Below are 16,512 nucleotides of genomic sequence, written 5' to 3' on the forward strand. Positions count from 1 at the left end.
GGCGTGGACGCACGCGGACCTCCCCGCACGTAGAGCCCGGTCACACGCGATCCTCCACAAATCATCTGTGCCGGCCGTGCAGGGAGGTAGCCCCCAAACTACCCGCGGTGCCATTCAATAACCGTGGTCATGGGGGAGCCCCAGGACCGCCCGCCGTGTGCCTCCGCATGCGGTGGCGTACCGAACCGGTCCCATGCTCGCAGCCACGCAGATCTGACCTCCCCCTGTACTTCTGCGTAAGGACGCATCCATGCGAGCTACATCCGTGACCTCGGTGTTCAGACGAACACCGCTCCGCCTGGCCTTGCTGATCGGCACGGCCCTCATCCTGCTCCTGACTTCACTCGTACCGGCATTCGCCAGTCACCCCGAGGCCTCCCTCCCGGGCAGCAACTTCGAGATCGACGAGGACGCGAACCTTAAGGTCGACGATCCGGCTCCGCCGTCGTTGGACTGGGCCAATGTCACCGAGATCCGGGCGACCGACGCGGTGAACGGCACAGGCGACGACTCCTATGCGGGCGGCGTGAAGGAGGACACCGTCTGTCCGGGAGCAACAACCGACTCGATTCCGCCCAACAAGAGCGACCTGCTGAGCTTCCACTTCTATGAGGAGGCCGGCACCGGCGGGCACCCGGGGTACGTGAACCTCGCCTGGAGTCGCGTCTCGGAGCCATCCGGGACGACGCTCATGGACTTCGAGTTCAACCAGTCGGACACCCCCTGCACGTCCGGACCCAACGTCCTCCGCACCCCCGGTGACCTGCTCATCGAGTACGCCATCGACCAAGGCGGCGCACGCGCCGACGTCACGGTGCGGGAGTGGAGCGGCACTGCGTGGGGTCCGACGATGGACCTCGACGAGCCGTCGCCGATCTGCGGTGGCAACCCGTGCGCAACCGGCACGATCAACCAGTCACCGATCCCCGCTGCGGAATCTGACGGACTCATCTCTGAAGGGTCGAAGCAGGCGCGGACATTCGGAGAGGCACAGATCGACCTGCGGCTGATCTTCGATGACGAGAGCTGCGCGTCGTTCGGCAGCGCGATGTTGAAGAGCCGGTCGTCGGACGCGTTCAACTCCCAGCTGAAGGACTTCGTGGCACCGGTTCCGATCGACCTGCAGAACTGCGGCAACGTCATCATCCGCAAGCAGACCGACCCTGACGGCGCGACGGCGGTCTTCGGCTACACGAAGAACTTCCCGACCGATCCGACCACGCCGAACACCTTCAGTCTGATGGACGGCGGCGTCAAGAACTTCAACAACGACGTGCTGTTCGGCACGGGATACACCGTTGACGAGACCGACATCCCGAGTGGGTGGGACTTCGTTGAGGTGGACTGCAGCGCGAGCACAGGGGTGACGCCAACGATCAACGGGTCGTTGGTGACGTTCGACATCGACTCCGACGACGACGTCCTCGACTGCACGTACTTCAATGAAGCGCGTGGCACGATCATCGTCGAGAAGATCACGAACTCCAGGACCGGTTCGTTCGAGTTCACGTCGAACACCTTGACGCCGTCGCCGTTCACCCTGACGACGACAGCGACCGGCAATGCGGGCAAGGACTCGCGGACGTTCGGTGATCTGGTGCCAGGCACGTTCGACGTCGCCGAGACCGTCCCGGCCGGATGGAACCTGGTGTCGTCCACGTGCGACGACGGCAGCGATCCAGCATCGATCGGCCTGGATGCTGGCGAGACGGTGACGTGCACGTTCACCGACGAACCGGAGACTGGCGCGATCCTGATCTCAAAGACGCGCAAGCACGCCGCAGCCGGATCTGATGTCGACCCACATGCGGGTGTCGAATTCACCATCACCGGGGGCGACCTGCCTGCCGGCGGGACCACCGTCACGACGGGCCCCAACGGCCAGGCGTGCCTCGACGGCCTGAGCCTCAGCTCCTTCGTCGGTGACTACACCGTCACCGAGAGCGTGCCGTCCGGCTATGTGGCCGACGGCGACACGGCTAAGCCCGGCACCGTGACCGCTGAGTCGGAGTGTGGTGACGGCAACGAGGCCGGTGTGAGCTTCAGCAACACACCGCTGACTGACGTCACAGTGTCGGTCGACTCGCAGGTCGACGGCGGCACGGCGTCGAGCATCGTCTGCACCGACTCGGACGGCAACGTGTCGGAGGGGGCCACCGAGGCAAACGGTGACGGGTCGCTGACGGTCACCGACCTGTTGCCGACCGATCCGACCGTCACGCTGACGTGCCAGATCACCGTCGACCCGTAGGGTCATCGTGATGTAGCGCATCCCACCTGGACGGGGCCGGCCACCGGTCGGCCCCGTCCACGTTGTCGGTGCCCTCTAGCTCTGGCGGCCCTCGCCCGTGTCCGTGTCGTTCACGCCGAGCTGGTCGGCGAGGTCGGTGAACTCCCGGACGCGATCGATCGCGTCGTCGCCGAGACCGGCGGCCGCCAGTCGGCTCGCTTCCTCGCCCACCTCGGTCAGTTCGCCGTCGCCATTTACGACCTCGACGTCGGCGACCTCGCGGCCGACGGCGTCCTGCAGCATCTGCACCAGCACGGTCCGATAGGTGCCGGTCGAGCGCGCGATGGCCGCCAGACGATTGCGGACCGTGGTAGGCGATGCCGCCACGACGCTGGCTGCCGCGGCCATCGTCATCGGGTCGGCCATCGGCGATCCCTCCCGCTCAGCACCTGATCGGGCTCAGCACACAACCTGCGGGGCATCCCGTTCACTCGACTCATGCTACTCAGCACGACCATCGACGACACCATCGATCGGGCGCACGCGGCGACGTGATCTACGCTGCTCGCCGATGGGGGACTTCGTCTGGCCCGTGGTCGCCGCCGCAGCCGTCGCCGTGGCGTTCGTCGCGCTGTCGCTGGGCCGAACCGAAGAGCAGCGATGGCTGCGGTCGTGGTGTTCGTGGTGGAGCTGGTGGCGGTACAAGCTCGCAGTCATCGCCGTGCACGGCCTGGCGGCCGCTGTCGGCGCGGGCGTCGCTCGGGGGTTGCTGACGTGGCGGCCGATGCCGCAGGCCGGCGTCGACATGCTGGCCGACGAGGTGTCCGAGCAGTTCGCGATGGTCGTGTCGTGGATCATCGACGGGCTCGGGTACGCGGTGTTGACGGAGGCACTGCTGCGCGCCGACGCGACGCCCTCGCACTTCGATCCCGTCGGACAAACGCACGGCCTCGCCGGACCCGTCACAACGGGGTTGCGTCGCGAGGTGGCCCGCTCGACGACGCTCGCGATCACCGACTACCTGCAGGGCCTGGACCCCGACGCCCTCCATGCGCTGACGCGACGCCTCGCACTCCGTGCGGGCATGGGGCCGATCAACAGCATGGCACTCGTCGACAGCGTCAACGACGAGTTCGAGGCCATAGCGGCGGCGCCGGACAGCGCGGAGGCACAGAGTCGTCGCAGCGTCATGGAGGACGACGCGGCCACCTGGATCGCCGACCAGCACGTTGGACGCGCGGAAGCCCAACAGTGGAGCCGTACGGACTGAGTTGGTTCACGTGCTCCGTCCCGCGGCCGCTCTCAGCCGCGCTTGAGCGCCCCCGAGATCAGGGCGTCCGCGGCCGAGGCGAGGCGCAGCCCCGCCACGTCGAGGCGCCGAAGCAGTTCGCGGTCCCGCAGCGTGCGCATCGTGACCTCGCCGCCACCCAGTAGCTCCGCCATCTCGTCGTGGAACGCGTCGCGCGCCTCGTTCGCCTTCTTGGCGGCGCGCGCCGGCCCGGCGGCCTCGGTGACGTCGTCCTCCAGCCTGCTGATCGCGCCTTCGAGCTCGTCGAGCCCCTGTGCGAGTGCCTCCAGCGGTGCGACGAAGCGCTCCCCGGGCTCCGCGGCGTACATGTCGCACTCGACCGCGAAGTCCCTGAGGTTGTCGAGCACATCATCGATGAATCCCGACAGGCGGTAGAGGTCCTCGCCGTCGATCGGGGTCGTCAGTGCGCGCGCGAGCTCGGTCAGCAGCTCGGTCCGCGCATCGTCGCCGGCGTGCTCCAGGTCGACGATCTCCTCGCAGACCTGGCCCGCCGGCCGGCCGTCGCGCTGCGCGTCGATGAGGGCGCGCGCCGCCTGGGCGGCCACCGTGGTCTGCTGCCGGAGCAGGTCGACGAACAGGCCGTCGCTGCGGCCGAGCAGGTCGTTCCACCACCGCTTCGTCCGACCAGTCATGTCACACCCCTCGCACGATCCAGGCGCCCGCGGCGCCCGTCGCCGCCGCCGACGGCAGCGTGATGACCCACGCAACGGCAAGCTGCCCTGCCACGCGCCACCGCACACGGCGGACCCCGCGCAGCATGCCTGTGCCGACCAGCCCACCGGTGATCGACTGGGTCATGCTGACGGGAACACCCAAGGCCGCGCTCGAGATGACCGCGGCCGCGCCACCCAACTGGGCCGTGACCTCCTCGGCGGGACCCACGCGGACGATGGCGCCGCTCAACGTCCCTGCGGCGGCACGCATCCCGGCCGCGGCGCCGACGGCGAACAGCAGTGCGATGCCGATCGCGGTCACCGGCACGACGCCGACCGATGTGACGGCGACGACGGCGATCATCTTCTGCCCGTCGTTGGCCGCGTAGGCGATGGCCTGCGCGACGGTCGCCAGCACACCGAGTGCGGCGAGCCCACGCGAGCCACCCCGCGCCATCGCGCCCGCAGACACGCTTGTCAGCAGCTGCGCCAGCACCCCACCGACGATGGGCGCCGCGATGCCGATGAGCACGACCTGCACGACACCGCCGGCGATCACGGGCATGCCCAGCCCGACGCCCGCGCCGATGATGCCACCGACCATGCCCAGTGTCAGGCTCGTCGGCAGTCCCGCACGCGTGAGCAGCCCCACCACCACGATCGCGGCGGCGACGCCGACCGTGATGACGGTCGGCGTGCGATCCTGCGATGCGCGCACGAGCCCCGACGTGAGCGTATCAGCCACGCCGGTGCCCACCAGCAGTGGAACGGCGGCCAGGGCGACCACCAGCGTCAGGATGACCGTGAGCGGCGGCACCCGCGGCACCCGCAGCTGGGATGCCACCATGGCGCCGCCGTCGTTCGCGCCGTTGACGACGGCGAAGGCGGCGGCGAGCAACATCAGCATCGCCCCACCTTGCGGCCGCGCCCGCGTCGTAGCAAGTCCGTGGCATCCGATGCGCTGGTCGCGTCCACTCCCCGGTATCGCCCGACGGGGGTACCGTGGCACTTGACGGCGATGCGCCGTCGGGGCTGAGCCGCGATGAGCTGGGAGCAGGTACCGGACCGCGGTCGGCGTTGGACGCCGGCCGCCGTCGTGCTCGCGCTCGTGCTGGTGGCGTCGGCGGTGGTCGGCGCGCAGCGGTGGCGCGATGAGTCCGACGGCCTGACGGTCACGTCGGGCGACCCCGACACGACGGGTTCCGACGTCAGTGGCCCTATCGGTGATCGCGACACCATCGAGTTGGACGCGGCGGTCACCGCGCGCGACGACGGCGGCGCCGCGCTGCTGCCGGATGCGCCACCCATGACGATCGCGATCGCAGACTTCGGCGGCTCCATCGAGACGGTGGACACTGCCACCGGACGCCGCAGAGATCACCCGGTCTTCGCCGAGCCACAGCGACTGAACCCCCAGCAGATGCACGTCGTCGGTGACAGCCTCGTGCTCGACGTCGGCAACCGGGTCATCCGCCTGCCGGACGTGGGCGCCGAACCGCAACAGTTGGCCACCAACCACCGTAGCGTGCCGACCTCCGACGCCACCTCGGTGTGGATCCACGACGTGGCGGCGCCTCGCGTCGGCGGGGCGGCGACGCGTGTCGGCCTGGACGACGGGTCGGTGCTCGACCGTGTGTCACTGCCGGCGCTCGCCCAACCGCTGGGCGGCACCGCCGACAGGCTGGTCGTCAGCACGCCCGGCACGGTCAGCCACATCGGCATCGACGGCGACGCGCGGTTGGTCGCGCGTGGGCAGGGGCTGGTGAGCGACGGCACGAACCTCGCGCGGCTCGACTGCCTCGGCAACATGTCGTGCGGCGTTGTGGTCGGCACCATCGACGATCCTGACCGGGCGCGGGTCACGCTGCGCGAAGGCGATGTGCCCGTCGGGGTGTTCGGACCGGCCGGTGGCGCGTTCTCGCCGGACGGGCGCTGGTTGGCGCTGCCGCTGTACCGGCAACTGCCGAGCGGCGGCTTCGATCAGCCGATGGTCGCCGTGATCGACGTCGCGCTCGGCACCGAGGTGGGGCGGATGGGCGGATCGCCGCTGACATCGCCCCGCACGCCGCTGGGCTGGTCATCCGACGGCGCCTGGCTGGCCGTCAGCACGGGCACGGGCCTGCAGATGTGGAGCACCGAGCAGCGCCGCGCCATTGACCTCGACGTACGGTTCTCGCCGACGTACGCGCTGGCTGTGCGCTGAGGTCGGATCCGGGTCAGCCGATCTTCAGCCACACGGCTCCGTCCGGCGGCACCTGCTCGACCGCCTCCGGGTCGCTGTGCAGCAGCACCTCGGCATCCGGCGGGATCGCCAGCGGGTCGGCTTCGAGGTTGAGCATGCACACGAATCCGGGATCCCGTGCGATCACCAGCGCATCGGGCGGCCCCTCGAGCCAGCGCATGCCGCCGTCTCCGAGCGCATCGAGCTCGTGGCGCAGCCGCAGCGCTGTGCGGTACAGGTGCAGGATCGAGTCCGGGTCCGCCTCCAGGGCGGCGACGGTCCGGTCGCGCCACTCGGGCGGCTGTGGCAGCCACGGTTCGGTGTCCGGGTCGTCGCTGAACCCGAACGGCGGTGCATCGCCGGACCAGGGCAGCGGCACACGGCAGCCGTCGCGGCCACGCACCGTACGGCCAGATCGCTCCCATGTCGGATCGGTCAGGCGCTCGTCCGGGAGGTCCTCGACCTCGGGCAGGCCGAGCTCCTCGCCCTGGTACAGGTACACGCTGCCCGGCAGCGCCAGCATCAGCAGCGCCGCCGCTCGCGCTCGACGCAGACCCACAGCCAGATCCGCAACGTGTCCGCGCAGGTCGTCGAAGTTGTAGCCGCCCACCACGGCGGGATCACGCGCGTAGCGCGACACGTGCCGGGCCACGTCGTGGTTCGACAGCACCCACACCGCCGGCGCGCCGACCGCCGTCTGCGCCGCCAACGAGCGGTCGATGGCCGACCGCAGCGAGTCGGCGCGCCATGCCGCCATCAGGAAGTCGAAGTTGAACGCGGTGTGCAACTCGTCGGGACGGACATAGCGGGCCATGCGTTCGGGAGTGGGGACCCATGCCTCGGCGACGAACACCCGGGGCGGGTCATAGGCATCAGCGATCCGGCGCCAGCGCTGATACACCGCGTGCACCTCGTCACGGTCCCAGTGGGGATGGTCCGGCGACGGCAGGACGCCGAAGTTCTCGCCCAGGTCGGGCAACCCCTCCTGCTTGATCAGCGAGTGCGCCACGTCGATACGGAAGCCGTCGGCGCCCCGGTCGAACCAGAAGCGGAGGATGTCGTCGAACTCGGCGCGCAGGCCTTCGTCGGTCCAGTCGAGATCCGGTTGCTGGGGCGCGAACAAGTGCAGGTACCACTCACCGTCGCTGCCGTCCGGTTCCGTCACACGGCTCCAGGCCTGCCCCCCGAAGACACTGTGCCAGTCGTTCGGTGGCTGGTCGCCGTTGGTGCCCCGTCCCGGCCGGAACAGGTAGCGCGCACGCTCTGGCGAACCCGGCCCGGCGGCCAACGCCGCCTGGAACCACGGGTGGCGGTCCGATGTGTGGTTCGGCACGATATCGAGCAGCACCCGCAAGCCGACCTCGTGCGCGTCGGCGATGAGCGCCTCGGCATCGGCCAGCGTGCCGAACACGGGCTCGATGTCGCGGTAGTCGGCGACGTCGTAGCCGCCGTCCGCCATCGGCGACGGATACCACGGGTTGATCCAGATCGCGTCGACCCCCAGGCGTCGCAGGTGGACCAGCCGCGACCGCAGGCCGGCGATGTCGCCGTTGCCGTCGCCATCACCGTCAGCGAAGCTGCGGATGTAGACCTGGTAGACGACCGCGTCGCGCCACCAGTCGGTGGCGGACGCGGGCATGCGGGCAGCGTTGGAAACCACGGGCGGGAACTCCTGAGATGTCGAGCGACAACTACGCGGTGGGACGGACGCCGAACAGGTCAGCGACGCCGACCGCCGTGAAGGGCAGCGCCGGGGCGATCACCGCGGTCGGCGTGAACGCGACCATCATGCCGCCGAGCGCCAGGAGCGTCACGACCGCCGCAGCGATCGCCCGGTTGTGCCAGGTCACACCCTCGGGCAGCGACACGGTGATCACCGCGCCGGCTGCGTACCCGGCGATCAGCGAAGCGAGCGGGTTGCCGAAGATCAGCAACGGCAGGCCGACCACAAGCGCCAGGCCCATGCCGTAGAAGACCTTGAGCGGCCAGTCCTCTCGACGCGAGATCAGCGCGACGGTGATGAACGCGAACGGGATCAACAGCGCCGACAGGCCGACACCGTACGCCGCGATCATCAGACCGTTCGCCGACGAGTTCGCGGGTGTGCCGACGTTGGCGACCGTCAGTCCGTAGGCCATCGCCCAGTAGCTGATGACCACGTACAGCGTGCCGATCGCCAGCGCGGCCCAGCGTCGGTTGCCTGTGACCGGGCGACGGGAACCCGTGAGTGTCAGCCCTTCACCGCCCCTGCCGTCAACCCGCGCACGAAGTAGCGCTGGAGGCTGAAGAACACGACCACCGGCAGGACCATCGAGATGAACGCACCGGCCGTCAGCAGATGCCACGACTGACCGAACTGGCCGTTCAACCGATTCAGTGCGATCGTCAACACAGCGACGTCCTGCGTCTCACCCAGGAACACCAGCGCAACGAGGAAGTCGTTGAACACCCAGAGAAACTGGAAGATCGCGAACGAGGCGAGCGCCGGCACCGACAGGGGGATGATCAGCCGTCGGAAGATCGCGAAGTGGTCCGCGCCGTCGATCCGCGCCGACTCGATCAACTCGGATGGCAGCGATCCCATGAAGTTGCGCAGCAGGTAGATCGCCAGGGGCAGGCCGAAGCCCATGTGGGCGAGCCACACTCCGAGGAAGGTGCCGTTGAGCTCCAAGGGGATGTTGCCGGTCACACGCTCGACGTCGTAGCCGCTGATCGCACCGGCGATGCCCGACAGGAACGTCAGGTTGACCTCGGGTCCACCGGCGTACAGGCGCAGGATCGGGATCAGCGCGACCTGCAGCGGCACCACGAGCAGCGCGACGACGAAGACGAACAGGAAATACCGGCCCTTGAAGTCCATCCAACTGAACGCGTACGCCGCGAACGCGGCCATGGTGATCGGCATCACCGTCGACGGCACGGCCACGATCAGCGTGTTGACGAATGCGCTGTCGAAGCCGCCCGACGTCAGGACCTCCTGGTAGTTCTCGAACGTCCACTGCGACGTGTCCCAGAACGACCCGATGACCGTCCACCACCCGCTCGCCTCGATCGCACCCTGGGTGCGCAGCGAGGTGACGAGCAGACCGATCGTCGGGATCAGCCAGATGATGACGATGACCCCGACGATGACCCGCACGACCTGCACGGTGCGCGGATCGGAGACACCGCCCGCGCTGCCCCTCGACTTCTTGGCGGCCCTGGTCTCTTCGATCTGCGGGGTCGTGACCTGCGCACCGCTCATCGGGTGGCCTCCTCCTCACGGAACCGGCGGATGTTGATGATCATGACGGGGACCACCGCGAGGAACATGAAGACCGCGACCGCGGCGCCGCGCCCGAAGTGGCGGAACGTGAACATGTTGCGGATCATCCGTTCGGCGATCACCTCGGTGCCGTCCTGACCACCGGTCATCACCCAGACAATGTCGAAGACCTTCAGCACGCCGATGATCATCGTCGTGAAGACCACCACGATCGACGACATGATCGTCGGCACGACCACCCGCCAGAAGATCTGGATCTCCGTCGCGCCGTCGAGTCGAGCCGCCTCGAGCATGTCCTCGGGAACGCCCTTGATCGCCGACGAGAGGATGACCATCGCGAACCCGGTCTGCAGCCAGATCATCACGATCATCAGCAGCAGGTTGTTCCACGGCTGGAGGGCCAGCCAGTCGACCGGGGGGTTGCCGAGTCCGGTCCAGATCGCATTGAGGATGCCGATCTGCTCTCCTCCGCCCTCGATGCGGAAGCCGTACACGAACCGCCAGACGATGCCCGCTCCGATGAAGGAGATGGCCATCGGGAGGAAGATCATCGACTTGGCGATCGACTCGCTGCGCTTGAGCTTGTCGGCGAGCACGGCGAACCCGAGTCCGATCGCGACGGCCGCCGCCGGCACGACGAAGATCCAGAACAGCGTGTTGCGCAGCGACCGCAGCATCGCCGGATCCGTGAACACGTAACTGTAGTTCTCCCAGCCGACGAAGCCCTCACCGGTTGCGTCGTAGAACGACAGCTGAACGGTGTTGACGGCCGGGTAGACCAGGTAGATGGCGAGCACGACGATCGCCGGCCCCGCCCACGCGTAGGGCTGCACGGCGCGACCGATCCGCAGCGGCAGCCACGTCTTGACGGCGTAGTCGACGACGGTGTACATCGCGAACACGCCGACCACGCCGATGAGGATCGCGACGATCGCGACGACCCAGTCGGGGACACGACCCGTCATCGCCTCGAACGTGCCGTTGAGCAGGATGTACGTGAGCACCGGCACGGCGAACGTCGCGAGCAGCGACAGGACGATCACCAGCACCGTGCCCCCGAAGCCGCGCCGGTCGTCGACCGCCACGGGCGAGGGTGGCTTTTCGACGTGGCGTTCCTGGGTCTCGACGTCCGCCATGCCCACTCCTTCCTGCAGTCCTACCTGCCGATCGAACTACTCCGACGAACTGTCGCTCGCCGGCCAGGCCGCATCGATGCTCTGCAGCACCTGGTCGAGGTTGTCCGGGCCGTTGTTGGTGTAGTTGTTCATCCCGTTCCAGAACTCACCGGACCCCACCGCGGGTGGCATCAGATCCGATGCGTCGAACCTGGCCACCCCCTCCTGGAGGGCCTCAACGAGCGGTGCGACGGCAGACGCGATCAACGGGTCGTCGTAGCAGTCCGGGCCGACGTTGATGTTGGCCGAGATCGTGGTGGTGGCGCCCACCTGACCGTACAGGCACTGGGTCTCCTGCCCGCTGTACAGCTCGAGGAACTCCTTGATCTCGGGTCGGTTGTTGAACACCGCGGCAAGCCCGCCGGCCATCAGCACGCCCTTGTTGCCATCGATGGTCGGGAAGGGGAAGAAGTTGTAGTCCTCCTCCGCCGTCAGGCCCTCGGGGAAGAACGCCACGATGAACGTCGCCTGCCGGTGCATATAGCATGGCGGGTCGTCCTGGAACATCGGGTCCGGTGCGTCACGGAAGTCGGTGCTCGAGATGTTCTCGGGACCGCCGAACACGTACCCGTCGGTGAACACGATCTCGCCGAAGGTCTCCGCAGCCGTCTTGATCTCGTCCGACGCGAAGTCCACGTCACCCGCGACCCAGCCGTCGTAGACGTCGGTGCCGGCCTGGCGCAGAACGATGTCCTCCATCCAGTCCGTCGCGGGCCACCCCGTGGCGGCCTCCGACCCGGTGCCGATGCACCACGGCGCCTTGCCGTCCTCGACGATCTGATCCGACAGCGCCAGCAGGTCGTCCCAGGTCTCCGGGATCTCGTAGCCGGCCGCGTCGAACGCCTTCGGGTTGTACCAGATGGCGCTCTTGTTGTTGATCGTGTCGGGGAACCCGTAGTGCTGACCGTCGACTTCACCCAACGACAGCAGGTACTCGCCGTACCGCTCCTCGAGCTCGGCGATGTCGAAGCCGAGGTCCTCCAGCGACACGAGGTTGCCCTGCTCGGCCTGCTCGACGACGGCGCCCGGCTGAGGGAAGAACCCGATGTCGGGCGGCGTGCCACCCTCGATCTGGATGATCACGTTCTGCTCGAACGAGTCCGAGCCGGTGTAGGTCGCGGTGAACTCGTCCTGTGCCTCGTTGACGCCCTGGTCGATCACGGCCTGGATGGCATTCGCCTCATCGCCACTCGCGGCACCGGCGATCGAGACCTGTCCGGTGTTCTCCTCCTGAGCGGCGGCGCCTTCACCGCCGCCGCCGCCGCCCTCGCCGGAACCGGCCTCGTAGACGTTGACGCTGCACCCCGCCATGAGGAGCACCAGGACGGCACACGCCGCCGCGATCCGACCGCTCAACTTCATGACCATCTCCTGTCGGCTCGTGCAAGGGCGGCCTCGGTGGCCACCGGCAGAGCAAATTGCAGTCGCGTTTCGGATGGAAACGCTGTCATGCGTCGAACCTATGCGGTGGGCGCGGAAGCTGTCAACGGGCATTCACCGGCGCACCACCGCATTCACCGACCGCGGTAGGACCTCACCGTACGAGAGCCGATCCCGCGCAGCGCCGCGGATTTGGAGCAGTTGGTAACCCTTTACGTCGGCTCGCCGCACTCTTCTCAGAACGAAGCAGACGAACACGGACGAGCGTCGGCCGGCACGCCATCCGTGAGCGGCTCCTACCGCGATCGTGCACCGTCGACCGAAACCGCAGATCACAGCCGACCGGCCGCACGACGACGGTCGGGGCTGGTGGCGGACGTTCGGCCGACCGTCACGTCGCCGTCGGCGACGGCCGGCCGCCCCAGACCGTCAGTCGCTCGAAGGGCCCGCGGCCGCCCGCTCGACATCCTCCGCGCAGCCCCGCGCGCAGCATCGACTCGGCGTCCTCGCGGCGCAGCCCGGAGATGAGGGCGGCGAACATCATCCCGAACACAACACGAAGATCGGCAGGCCGATGCAGAGCATGTCGACGACCAGCGATGCCGAACATGCCGATGAACGGCGTTTACGCGGTCGGGCGTCCACCCTACGCTCACACCCCGGCGGCACGTCAACGTGGGAGGGTCGCAGCAGCGGATGGTCGACGACAGCGGTGACCAGAGACGGCTGCCGTTCACCCACGAGGAGTACGCGGAGCGGCTCACGAAAGTCCATCGTGCGATGGATGCCGCGGGGATCGACGTCCTGGTCGCCACCGACCCGTCGAACATGGCGTGGCTCACGGGCTACGACGGATGGTCGTTCTACGTCCACCAGGCCGTGGTGGTCCCGCACGACGCACCGCCCCTGTGGTGGGGCAGGATGATGGATACCAGCGGCGCACGCCGGACCGTGCACCTGTCCCACGACAGGATCATCGGCTACCCCGACGAGCACGTGCAGTCGACCGAGCACCACCCCCACACGCACCTGGCCGGTGTGCTGGGCGACCACGGGTGGGCCGGCGCACGGATCGGCGTCGAGCTCGACAACTACTACTACTCGGCCGCGGCGCACGCGCACCTGACGGTCGGCCTGCCGGACGCGACGTTCGTCGACGCCACCGCGCTGGTCAACTGGCAGCGCGCGGTGAAGTCCGACCGCGAGATCGCCTACATGCGCGTCGCCGCCCGCATCGTCGAACGCATGCACCGGCGGATCATCGAGCTGATCGAGCCGGGGCTACACAAGAACGAGCTGGTGGCCGAGATCCTGCACACCGGCACTGTCGGCGTCGATGGCGCGGGCGGCGACTACCCGGCCATCGTGCCGCTGCTGCCGAGCGGGCCGGACGCCGCCGCGCCGCACCTGACCTGGGACGACCGCCCGCTGCGCGCCGGGGAGGCAACATTCTTCGAGATCGCCGGCTGCTACCGCCGGTACCACGCGCCGCTGTGCCGCACCGTGTTCCTCGGCGACCCACCGGACGCGCTCGTGCGCGCCGAGGCGGCGGTGGCAGAGGGGCTGGAGGCCGGCATCGACGCCGCCCGCCCCGGCAACCGCGCGTGCGACGTCGCCAACGCCTTCTACGCGGTGCTCGCGCGCCACGGCATCGAACGCTCGGGCCGCTGCGGCTACCCGATCGGGCTGAGCTACCCGCCGGACTGGGGCGAGCGCACCATGAGCATCCGGCCCAGTGACACCTCGGTGCTGCAGGCCGGGATGACGTTCCACTTCATGCCGGGCCTGTGGATGGACGACTGGGGGTTCGAGCTCACCGAGAGCATCCTGATCCGCGAGGGACGCGCGGCCGAGCCACTGGCCGACCATCCGCGCAGGCTGTTCGTCAAGCCGTGAGCGCCGACCGCGACACGATGCTCGCGCTGCTCGACGATCTCGTGGCGTTCCCCACGGTGACCGCCGATTCCAACCTCGATCTGATCGCGTTCGCGACCGACCGCCTGGAGGCCGCCGGCGCACGCGTCGTCACGACCCATGACGAGACCGGGCAGAAGGCGAACGTGTTCGCGACGATCGGTCCCGACGTCGACGGAGGCGTCGTGCTGTCGGGCCACACCGACGTCGTGCCGGCCGACGGTTCCGGCTGGTCGACCGACCCGTTCGCGGTGTCGCGCCGCGACGGTCGGCTGTACGGCCGCGGGACCGCCGACATGAAGGGGTTCATCGCCTGTGTGCTGGCGCTCGCGCCGTCGTTCGCGGACGCGCAGCTGCGCGTTCCCGTCCACGTCGCGCTGACCTTCGACGAGGAGGTCGGGTTCCGCGGCGCGCCGGTGCTGCTCGACGAGCTCGCGCGCACCGGCCCCGCGCCGGCGGCGGCGATCGTGGGCGAACCGACCTGCCTGCGGATCATCACCGCGCACAAGGGGTGCTACGAGTACACGACGACGGTCACGGGCCGCGAGGGTCACGGCTCGGCGCCGGCGCAGACGGTCAACGCGGTCGAGTACGCCGCCCGGTTCGTCGGCCGACTGCTCGAGCTCCGCGATCAGCTCGCCGCGGCACCACCGGGGGACAGCCCGTTCGAGCCACCGGCGACGACGATCAGCGTCGGCACGATCAACGGCGGCACGGCGCGCAACATCGTCGCGGGCGGCTGCACCGTCGAGTGGGAGATGCGCCCCGTCACGGCGACGGACGCCGAGCACGTCCGCGACGAGGTCGCATCGTGCATGCGGGAGCTGACGGAGCAGATGCGGGGCGTCGACGGCGAGGCCGCGATCACGACGGCGGCCGTGTGCGAGGTCGACGGCCTCGCACCCGATCCCGGCTCCCCTGCGCTCGCGCTCGGCCGCCTGCTGCTCGATCGCCCCGACGAGGGCGTCGTCGCGTTCGGCACCGAAGCCGGGCTGTACCAGCAGGCGGGCATCCCGGCCATCGTGTGCGGACCGGGCAGCATCGATGTCGCCCACCAACCCGACGAGCACGTGGAGATCGATCAGCTCGACGTGTGTCTGGCGATGCTGCACCGCCTGGTCGGTCACCTGCGCCGGGCCTGATCTGTCCCGCCGGCATCGGCCGCGCAGCGTCGTCAGCCGGTGTGGTCCAGCGCCTGCTGCAGATCGCCGCAGAGCGCGTCGACCCCTTCGAGCCCGACCGACAGCCGCAGCATGCCGGGCAGGATGCCTGCGTCGATCCGCTGCTGCGGCGTCATGTTGAAGTGGGAGGAGTTGAACGGCAGGCTCGCCAGCGTCTCGACGCCACCGAGGCTGGTCGCCTCGACCGCGACCTCCAGCCGGCGGACGACCTCCAGCGCGCGTTCGTCGCCACCGGCGAGCACCAGCGTGAGCATGGCTCCGTGGCGGTCGGGCATCACCCGGTCGACGACGTCACCGGCGTCGGGATGGTCACCGCGGCCCGGGTACACGACGTGGTCGACCTCGGGATGACCGGCCATGAGCTCCGCCAGCTCGGCCGCGACGTCGCAGGACGTGGCCAGGCGGACATCGAACGTCCGCAGGCCGCGCCACACGAGGAAGGCCGCGTGGGCGTCGAGGCATCCGCCGAACGTGATGATGCGGCGCTCGATCTGCTCGTGGAGGTCGCGCTCGGCCGTCGTGACCACACCCGCGACGACGTCGGAGTGCCCGGCGAGGAACTTGGTCGCGGACTCGACGACGACGTCGGCACCGATGTCCAGGGGTCGTGTGCACGCCGGGGTCGCGAACGTGTTGTCGATGACCACCCGGGCGCCGACCTCCTTCGCGGCGGCGCTGACGGCCGGGATGTCCATGACGCGCAGCTGGGGGTTCGACACCGTCTCGCCGTAGACGACGTCGGGGCGATGGGCCGAGATCGCCCGCTGCCACGCGTCGAGATCGAACGCATCGACCCGCACCACGTCGATGCCCAGCGCGGGCAGGTCCCGTTCGAGGAGGTCGTTGATGTCGCCGTACACCTGGGCGGCGGCGACCAGTGTTCCGCCGCTGCGCAGCAGGCTGACCAGCGTCGTGGCGATGGCCGCCATGCCACTGGCTGTCATCAGCGCGTGGGCGGTCCGGTGGAGCCCGGCGACGTCGGCGGCCGCGGCGTCGACCGTCGGATTGTTGAAGCGCGAGTACCAGGTCTCGTGCAGGCCACCGGTGCCCTGGATGTCCTCGTACGACTGGTCGTCAAGCTCGAACGTGGTGGTCTGGTAGATCGGCGGTATGACCGGTACGTACGCGCGGTGTGCCGTCTGCCGGGACGATAGCGGTCTGACATCGGGCACCCTCTCCGCAGC

Annotated in this window: 15 protein-coding genes; 5 read left to right on the forward strand and 10 right to left on the reverse strand. The window is 69.0% G+C overall.

The window, feature by feature from the left end; genetic code table 11:
• Window positions 1–250 precede the first annotated feature (250 nt).
• Window positions 251–2,251, forward strand: coding sequence for a SpaA isopeptide-forming pilin-related protein (locus VFZ70_17500; GenBank protein HEX6257609.1), 2,001 nt, complete (start codon window positions 251–253; stop codon window positions 2,249–2,251).
• Window positions 2,252–2,326: 75 nt separating this feature from the next.
• Here VFZ70_17500 and VFZ70_17505 read toward each other — a convergent pair whose 3' ends face one another.
• Window positions 2,327–2,656, reverse strand: coding sequence for a hypothetical protein (locus tag VFZ70_17505; GenBank protein ID HEX6257610.1), 330 nt, complete (start codon window positions 2,654–2,656; stop codon window positions 2,327–2,329).
• 145 nt (window positions 2,657–2,801) lie between these two features.
• On the opposite strand from VFZ70_17505, the gene VFZ70_17510 reads away from it, so the two are divergent.
• On the forward strand, window positions 2,802–3,500 hold the full coding sequence (locus tag VFZ70_17510; GenBank protein ID HEX6257611.1) for a hypothetical protein: 699 nt from the start codon (window positions 2,802–2,804) through the stop codon (window positions 3,498–3,500).
• 32 nt (window positions 3,501–3,532) lie between these two features.
• Here the strand turns inward: VFZ70_17510 and VFZ70_17515 are convergent, their stop codons facing one another.
• Both VFZ70_17515 and VFZ70_17520 read right to left on the reverse strand, forming a co-directional pair.
• Entirely contained in the window at window positions 3,533–4,171 is a 639-nt protein-coding gene (locus VFZ70_17515; GenBank protein HEX6257612.1) for a DUF47 family protein, read from the reverse strand.
• Window position 4,172: 1 nt separating this feature from the next.
• Window positions 4,173–5,099 carry an inorganic phosphate transporter gene (locus VFZ70_17520; protein HEX6257613.1) on the reverse strand — a complete coding sequence of 309 codons (927 nt, stop codon included), beginning with the start codon at window positions 5,097–5,099 and terminating at the stop codon, window positions 4,173–4,175.
• A gap of 135 nt (window positions 5,100–5,234) precedes the next feature.
• On the opposite strand from VFZ70_17520, the gene VFZ70_17525 reads away from it, so the two are divergent.
• Window positions 5,235–6,395 carry a hypothetical protein gene (locus tag VFZ70_17525; protein ID HEX6257614.1) on the forward strand — a complete coding sequence of 387 codons (1,161 nt, stop codon included), beginning with the start codon at window positions 5,235–5,237 and terminating at the stop codon, window positions 6,393–6,395.
• A gap of 13 nt (window positions 6,396–6,408) precedes the next feature.
• Here VFZ70_17525 and VFZ70_17530 read toward each other — a convergent pair whose 3' ends face one another.
• From VFZ70_17530 to VFZ70_17555, 6 genes are all read right to left on the reverse strand, one after another.
• The gene (locus tag VFZ70_17530; protein HEX6257615.1) at window positions 6,409–8,052 is read right to left on the reverse strand and encodes a glycoside hydrolase family 13 protein; all 1,644 of its coding nucleotides are present in this window, start codon (window positions 8,050–8,052) and stop codon (window positions 6,409–6,411) included.
• Between the two features lie 52 nt (window positions 8,053–8,104).
• The gene (locus VFZ70_17535; protein ID HEX6257616.1) at window positions 8,105–8,551 is read right to left on the reverse strand and encodes a hypothetical protein; all 447 of its coding nucleotides are present in this window, start codon (window positions 8,549–8,551) and stop codon (window positions 8,105–8,107) included.
• Between the two features lie 92 nt (window positions 8,552–8,643).
• Window positions 8,644–9,657: a carbohydrate ABC transporter permease gene (locus VFZ70_17540; protein HEX6257617.1), complete on the reverse strand. Its 1,014-nt coding sequence runs from the start codon at window positions 9,655–9,657 to the stop codon at window positions 8,644–8,646.
• Window positions 9,654–10,814, reverse strand: coding sequence for a sugar ABC transporter permease (locus tag VFZ70_17545; GenBank protein HEX6257618.1), 1,161 nt, complete (start codon window positions 10,812–10,814; stop codon window positions 9,654–9,656). Before VFZ70_17545 ends, VFZ70_17540 begins: the two co-directional genes overlap by 4 nt.
• A gap of 36 nt (window positions 10,815–10,850) precedes the next feature.
• On the reverse strand, window positions 10,851–12,215 hold the full coding sequence (locus tag VFZ70_17550) for an ABC transporter substrate-binding protein (GenBank protein HEX6257619.1): 1,365 nt from the start codon (window positions 12,213–12,215) through the stop codon (window positions 10,851–10,853).
• A 409-nt stretch (window positions 12,216–12,624) separates the two neighbouring features.
• Entirely contained in the window at window positions 12,625–12,777 is a 153-nt protein-coding gene (locus VFZ70_17555; GenBank protein ID HEX6257620.1) for a hypothetical protein, read from the reverse strand.
• 152 nt (window positions 12,778–12,929) lie between these two features.
• Between VFZ70_17555 and doeA the strand changes: the two genes are divergently transcribed.
• Both doeA and argE read left to right on the forward strand, forming a co-directional pair.
• On the forward strand, window positions 12,930–14,129 hold the full coding sequence (gene doeA, locus VFZ70_17560) for an ectoine hydrolase DoeA (GenBank protein HEX6257621.1): 1,200 nt from the start codon (window positions 12,930–12,932) through the stop codon (window positions 14,127–14,129).
• Window positions 14,126–15,289, forward strand: a complete 1,164-nt coding sequence (argE, locus tag VFZ70_17565; GenBank protein ID HEX6257622.1) for an acetylornithine deacetylase — start codon at window positions 14,126–14,128, stop codon at window positions 15,287–15,289. The genes doeA and argE overlap by 4 nt, the downstream gene beginning before the upstream one ends.
• 32 nt (window positions 15,290–15,321) lie before the next feature.
• Here the strand turns inward: argE and VFZ70_17570 are convergent, their stop codons facing one another.
• Window positions 15,322–16,500: a PLP-dependent transferase gene (locus tag VFZ70_17570; protein ID HEX6257623.1), complete on the reverse strand. Its 1,179-nt coding sequence runs from the start codon at window positions 16,498–16,500 to the stop codon at window positions 15,322–15,324.
• Window positions 16,501–16,512 lie beyond the last annotated feature (12 nt).

The sequence above is a fragment of the Euzebyales bacterium genome (genome assembly GCA_036374135.1).
Lineage (GTDB): Bacteria > Actinomycetota > Nitriliruptoria > Euzebyales > JAHELV01 > JAHELV01.

Excerpts from the sequence above, each read along its gene's own strand:
- VFZ70_17500 (HEX6257609.1), top strand. The coding sequence starts at position 251 with ATGCGAGCTACATCCGTGACCTCGGTGTTCAGACGAACACCGCTCCGC.
- VFZ70_17505 (HEX6257610.1), bottom strand. The coding sequence starts at position 2,656 with ATGGCCGACCCGATGACGATGGCCGCGGCAGCCAGCGTCGTGGCGGCA.
- VFZ70_17555 (HEX6257620.1), bottom strand. The coding sequence starts at position 12,777 with ATGATGTTCGCCGCCCTCATCTCCGGGCTGCGCCGCGAGGACGCCGAG.
- VFZ70_17520 (HEX6257613.1), bottom strand. The coding sequence starts at position 5,099 with ATGCTGATGTTGCTCGCCGCCGCCTTCGCCGTCGTCAACGGCGCGAAC.
- VFZ70_17515 (HEX6257612.1), bottom strand. The coding sequence starts at position 4,171 with ATGACTGGTCGGACGAAGCGGTGGTGGAACGACCTGCTCGGCCGCAGC.
- VFZ70_17540 (HEX6257617.1), bottom strand. The coding sequence starts at position 9,657 with ATGAGCGGTGCGCAGGTCACGACCCCGCAGATCGAAGAGACCAGGGCC.
- VFZ70_17530 (HEX6257615.1), bottom strand. The coding sequence starts at position 8,052 with ATGCCCGCGTCCGCCACCGACTGGTGGCGCGACGCGGTCGTCTACCAG.
- doeA (HEX6257621.1), top strand. The coding sequence starts at position 12,930 with ATGGTCGACGACAGCGGTGACCAGAGACGGCTGCCGTTCACCCACGAG.
- VFZ70_17525 (HEX6257614.1), top strand. The coding sequence starts at position 5,235 with ATGAGCTGGGAGCAGGTACCGGACCGCGGTCGGCGTTGGACGCCGGCC.
- VFZ70_17535 (HEX6257616.1), bottom strand. The coding sequence starts at position 8,551 with ATGGCCTACGGACTGACGGTCGCCAACGTCGGCACACCCGCGAACTCG.
- VFZ70_17545 (HEX6257618.1), bottom strand. The coding sequence starts at position 10,814 with ATGGCGGACGTCGAGACCCAGGAACGCCACGTCGAAAAGCCACCCTCG.
- VFZ70_17550 (HEX6257619.1), bottom strand. The coding sequence starts at position 12,215 with ATGAAGTTGAGCGGTCGGATCGCGGCGGCGTGTGCCGTCCTGGTGCTC.
- VFZ70_17510 (HEX6257611.1), top strand. The coding sequence starts at position 2,802 with ATGGGGGACTTCGTCTGGCCCGTGGTCGCCGCCGCAGCCGTCGCCGTG.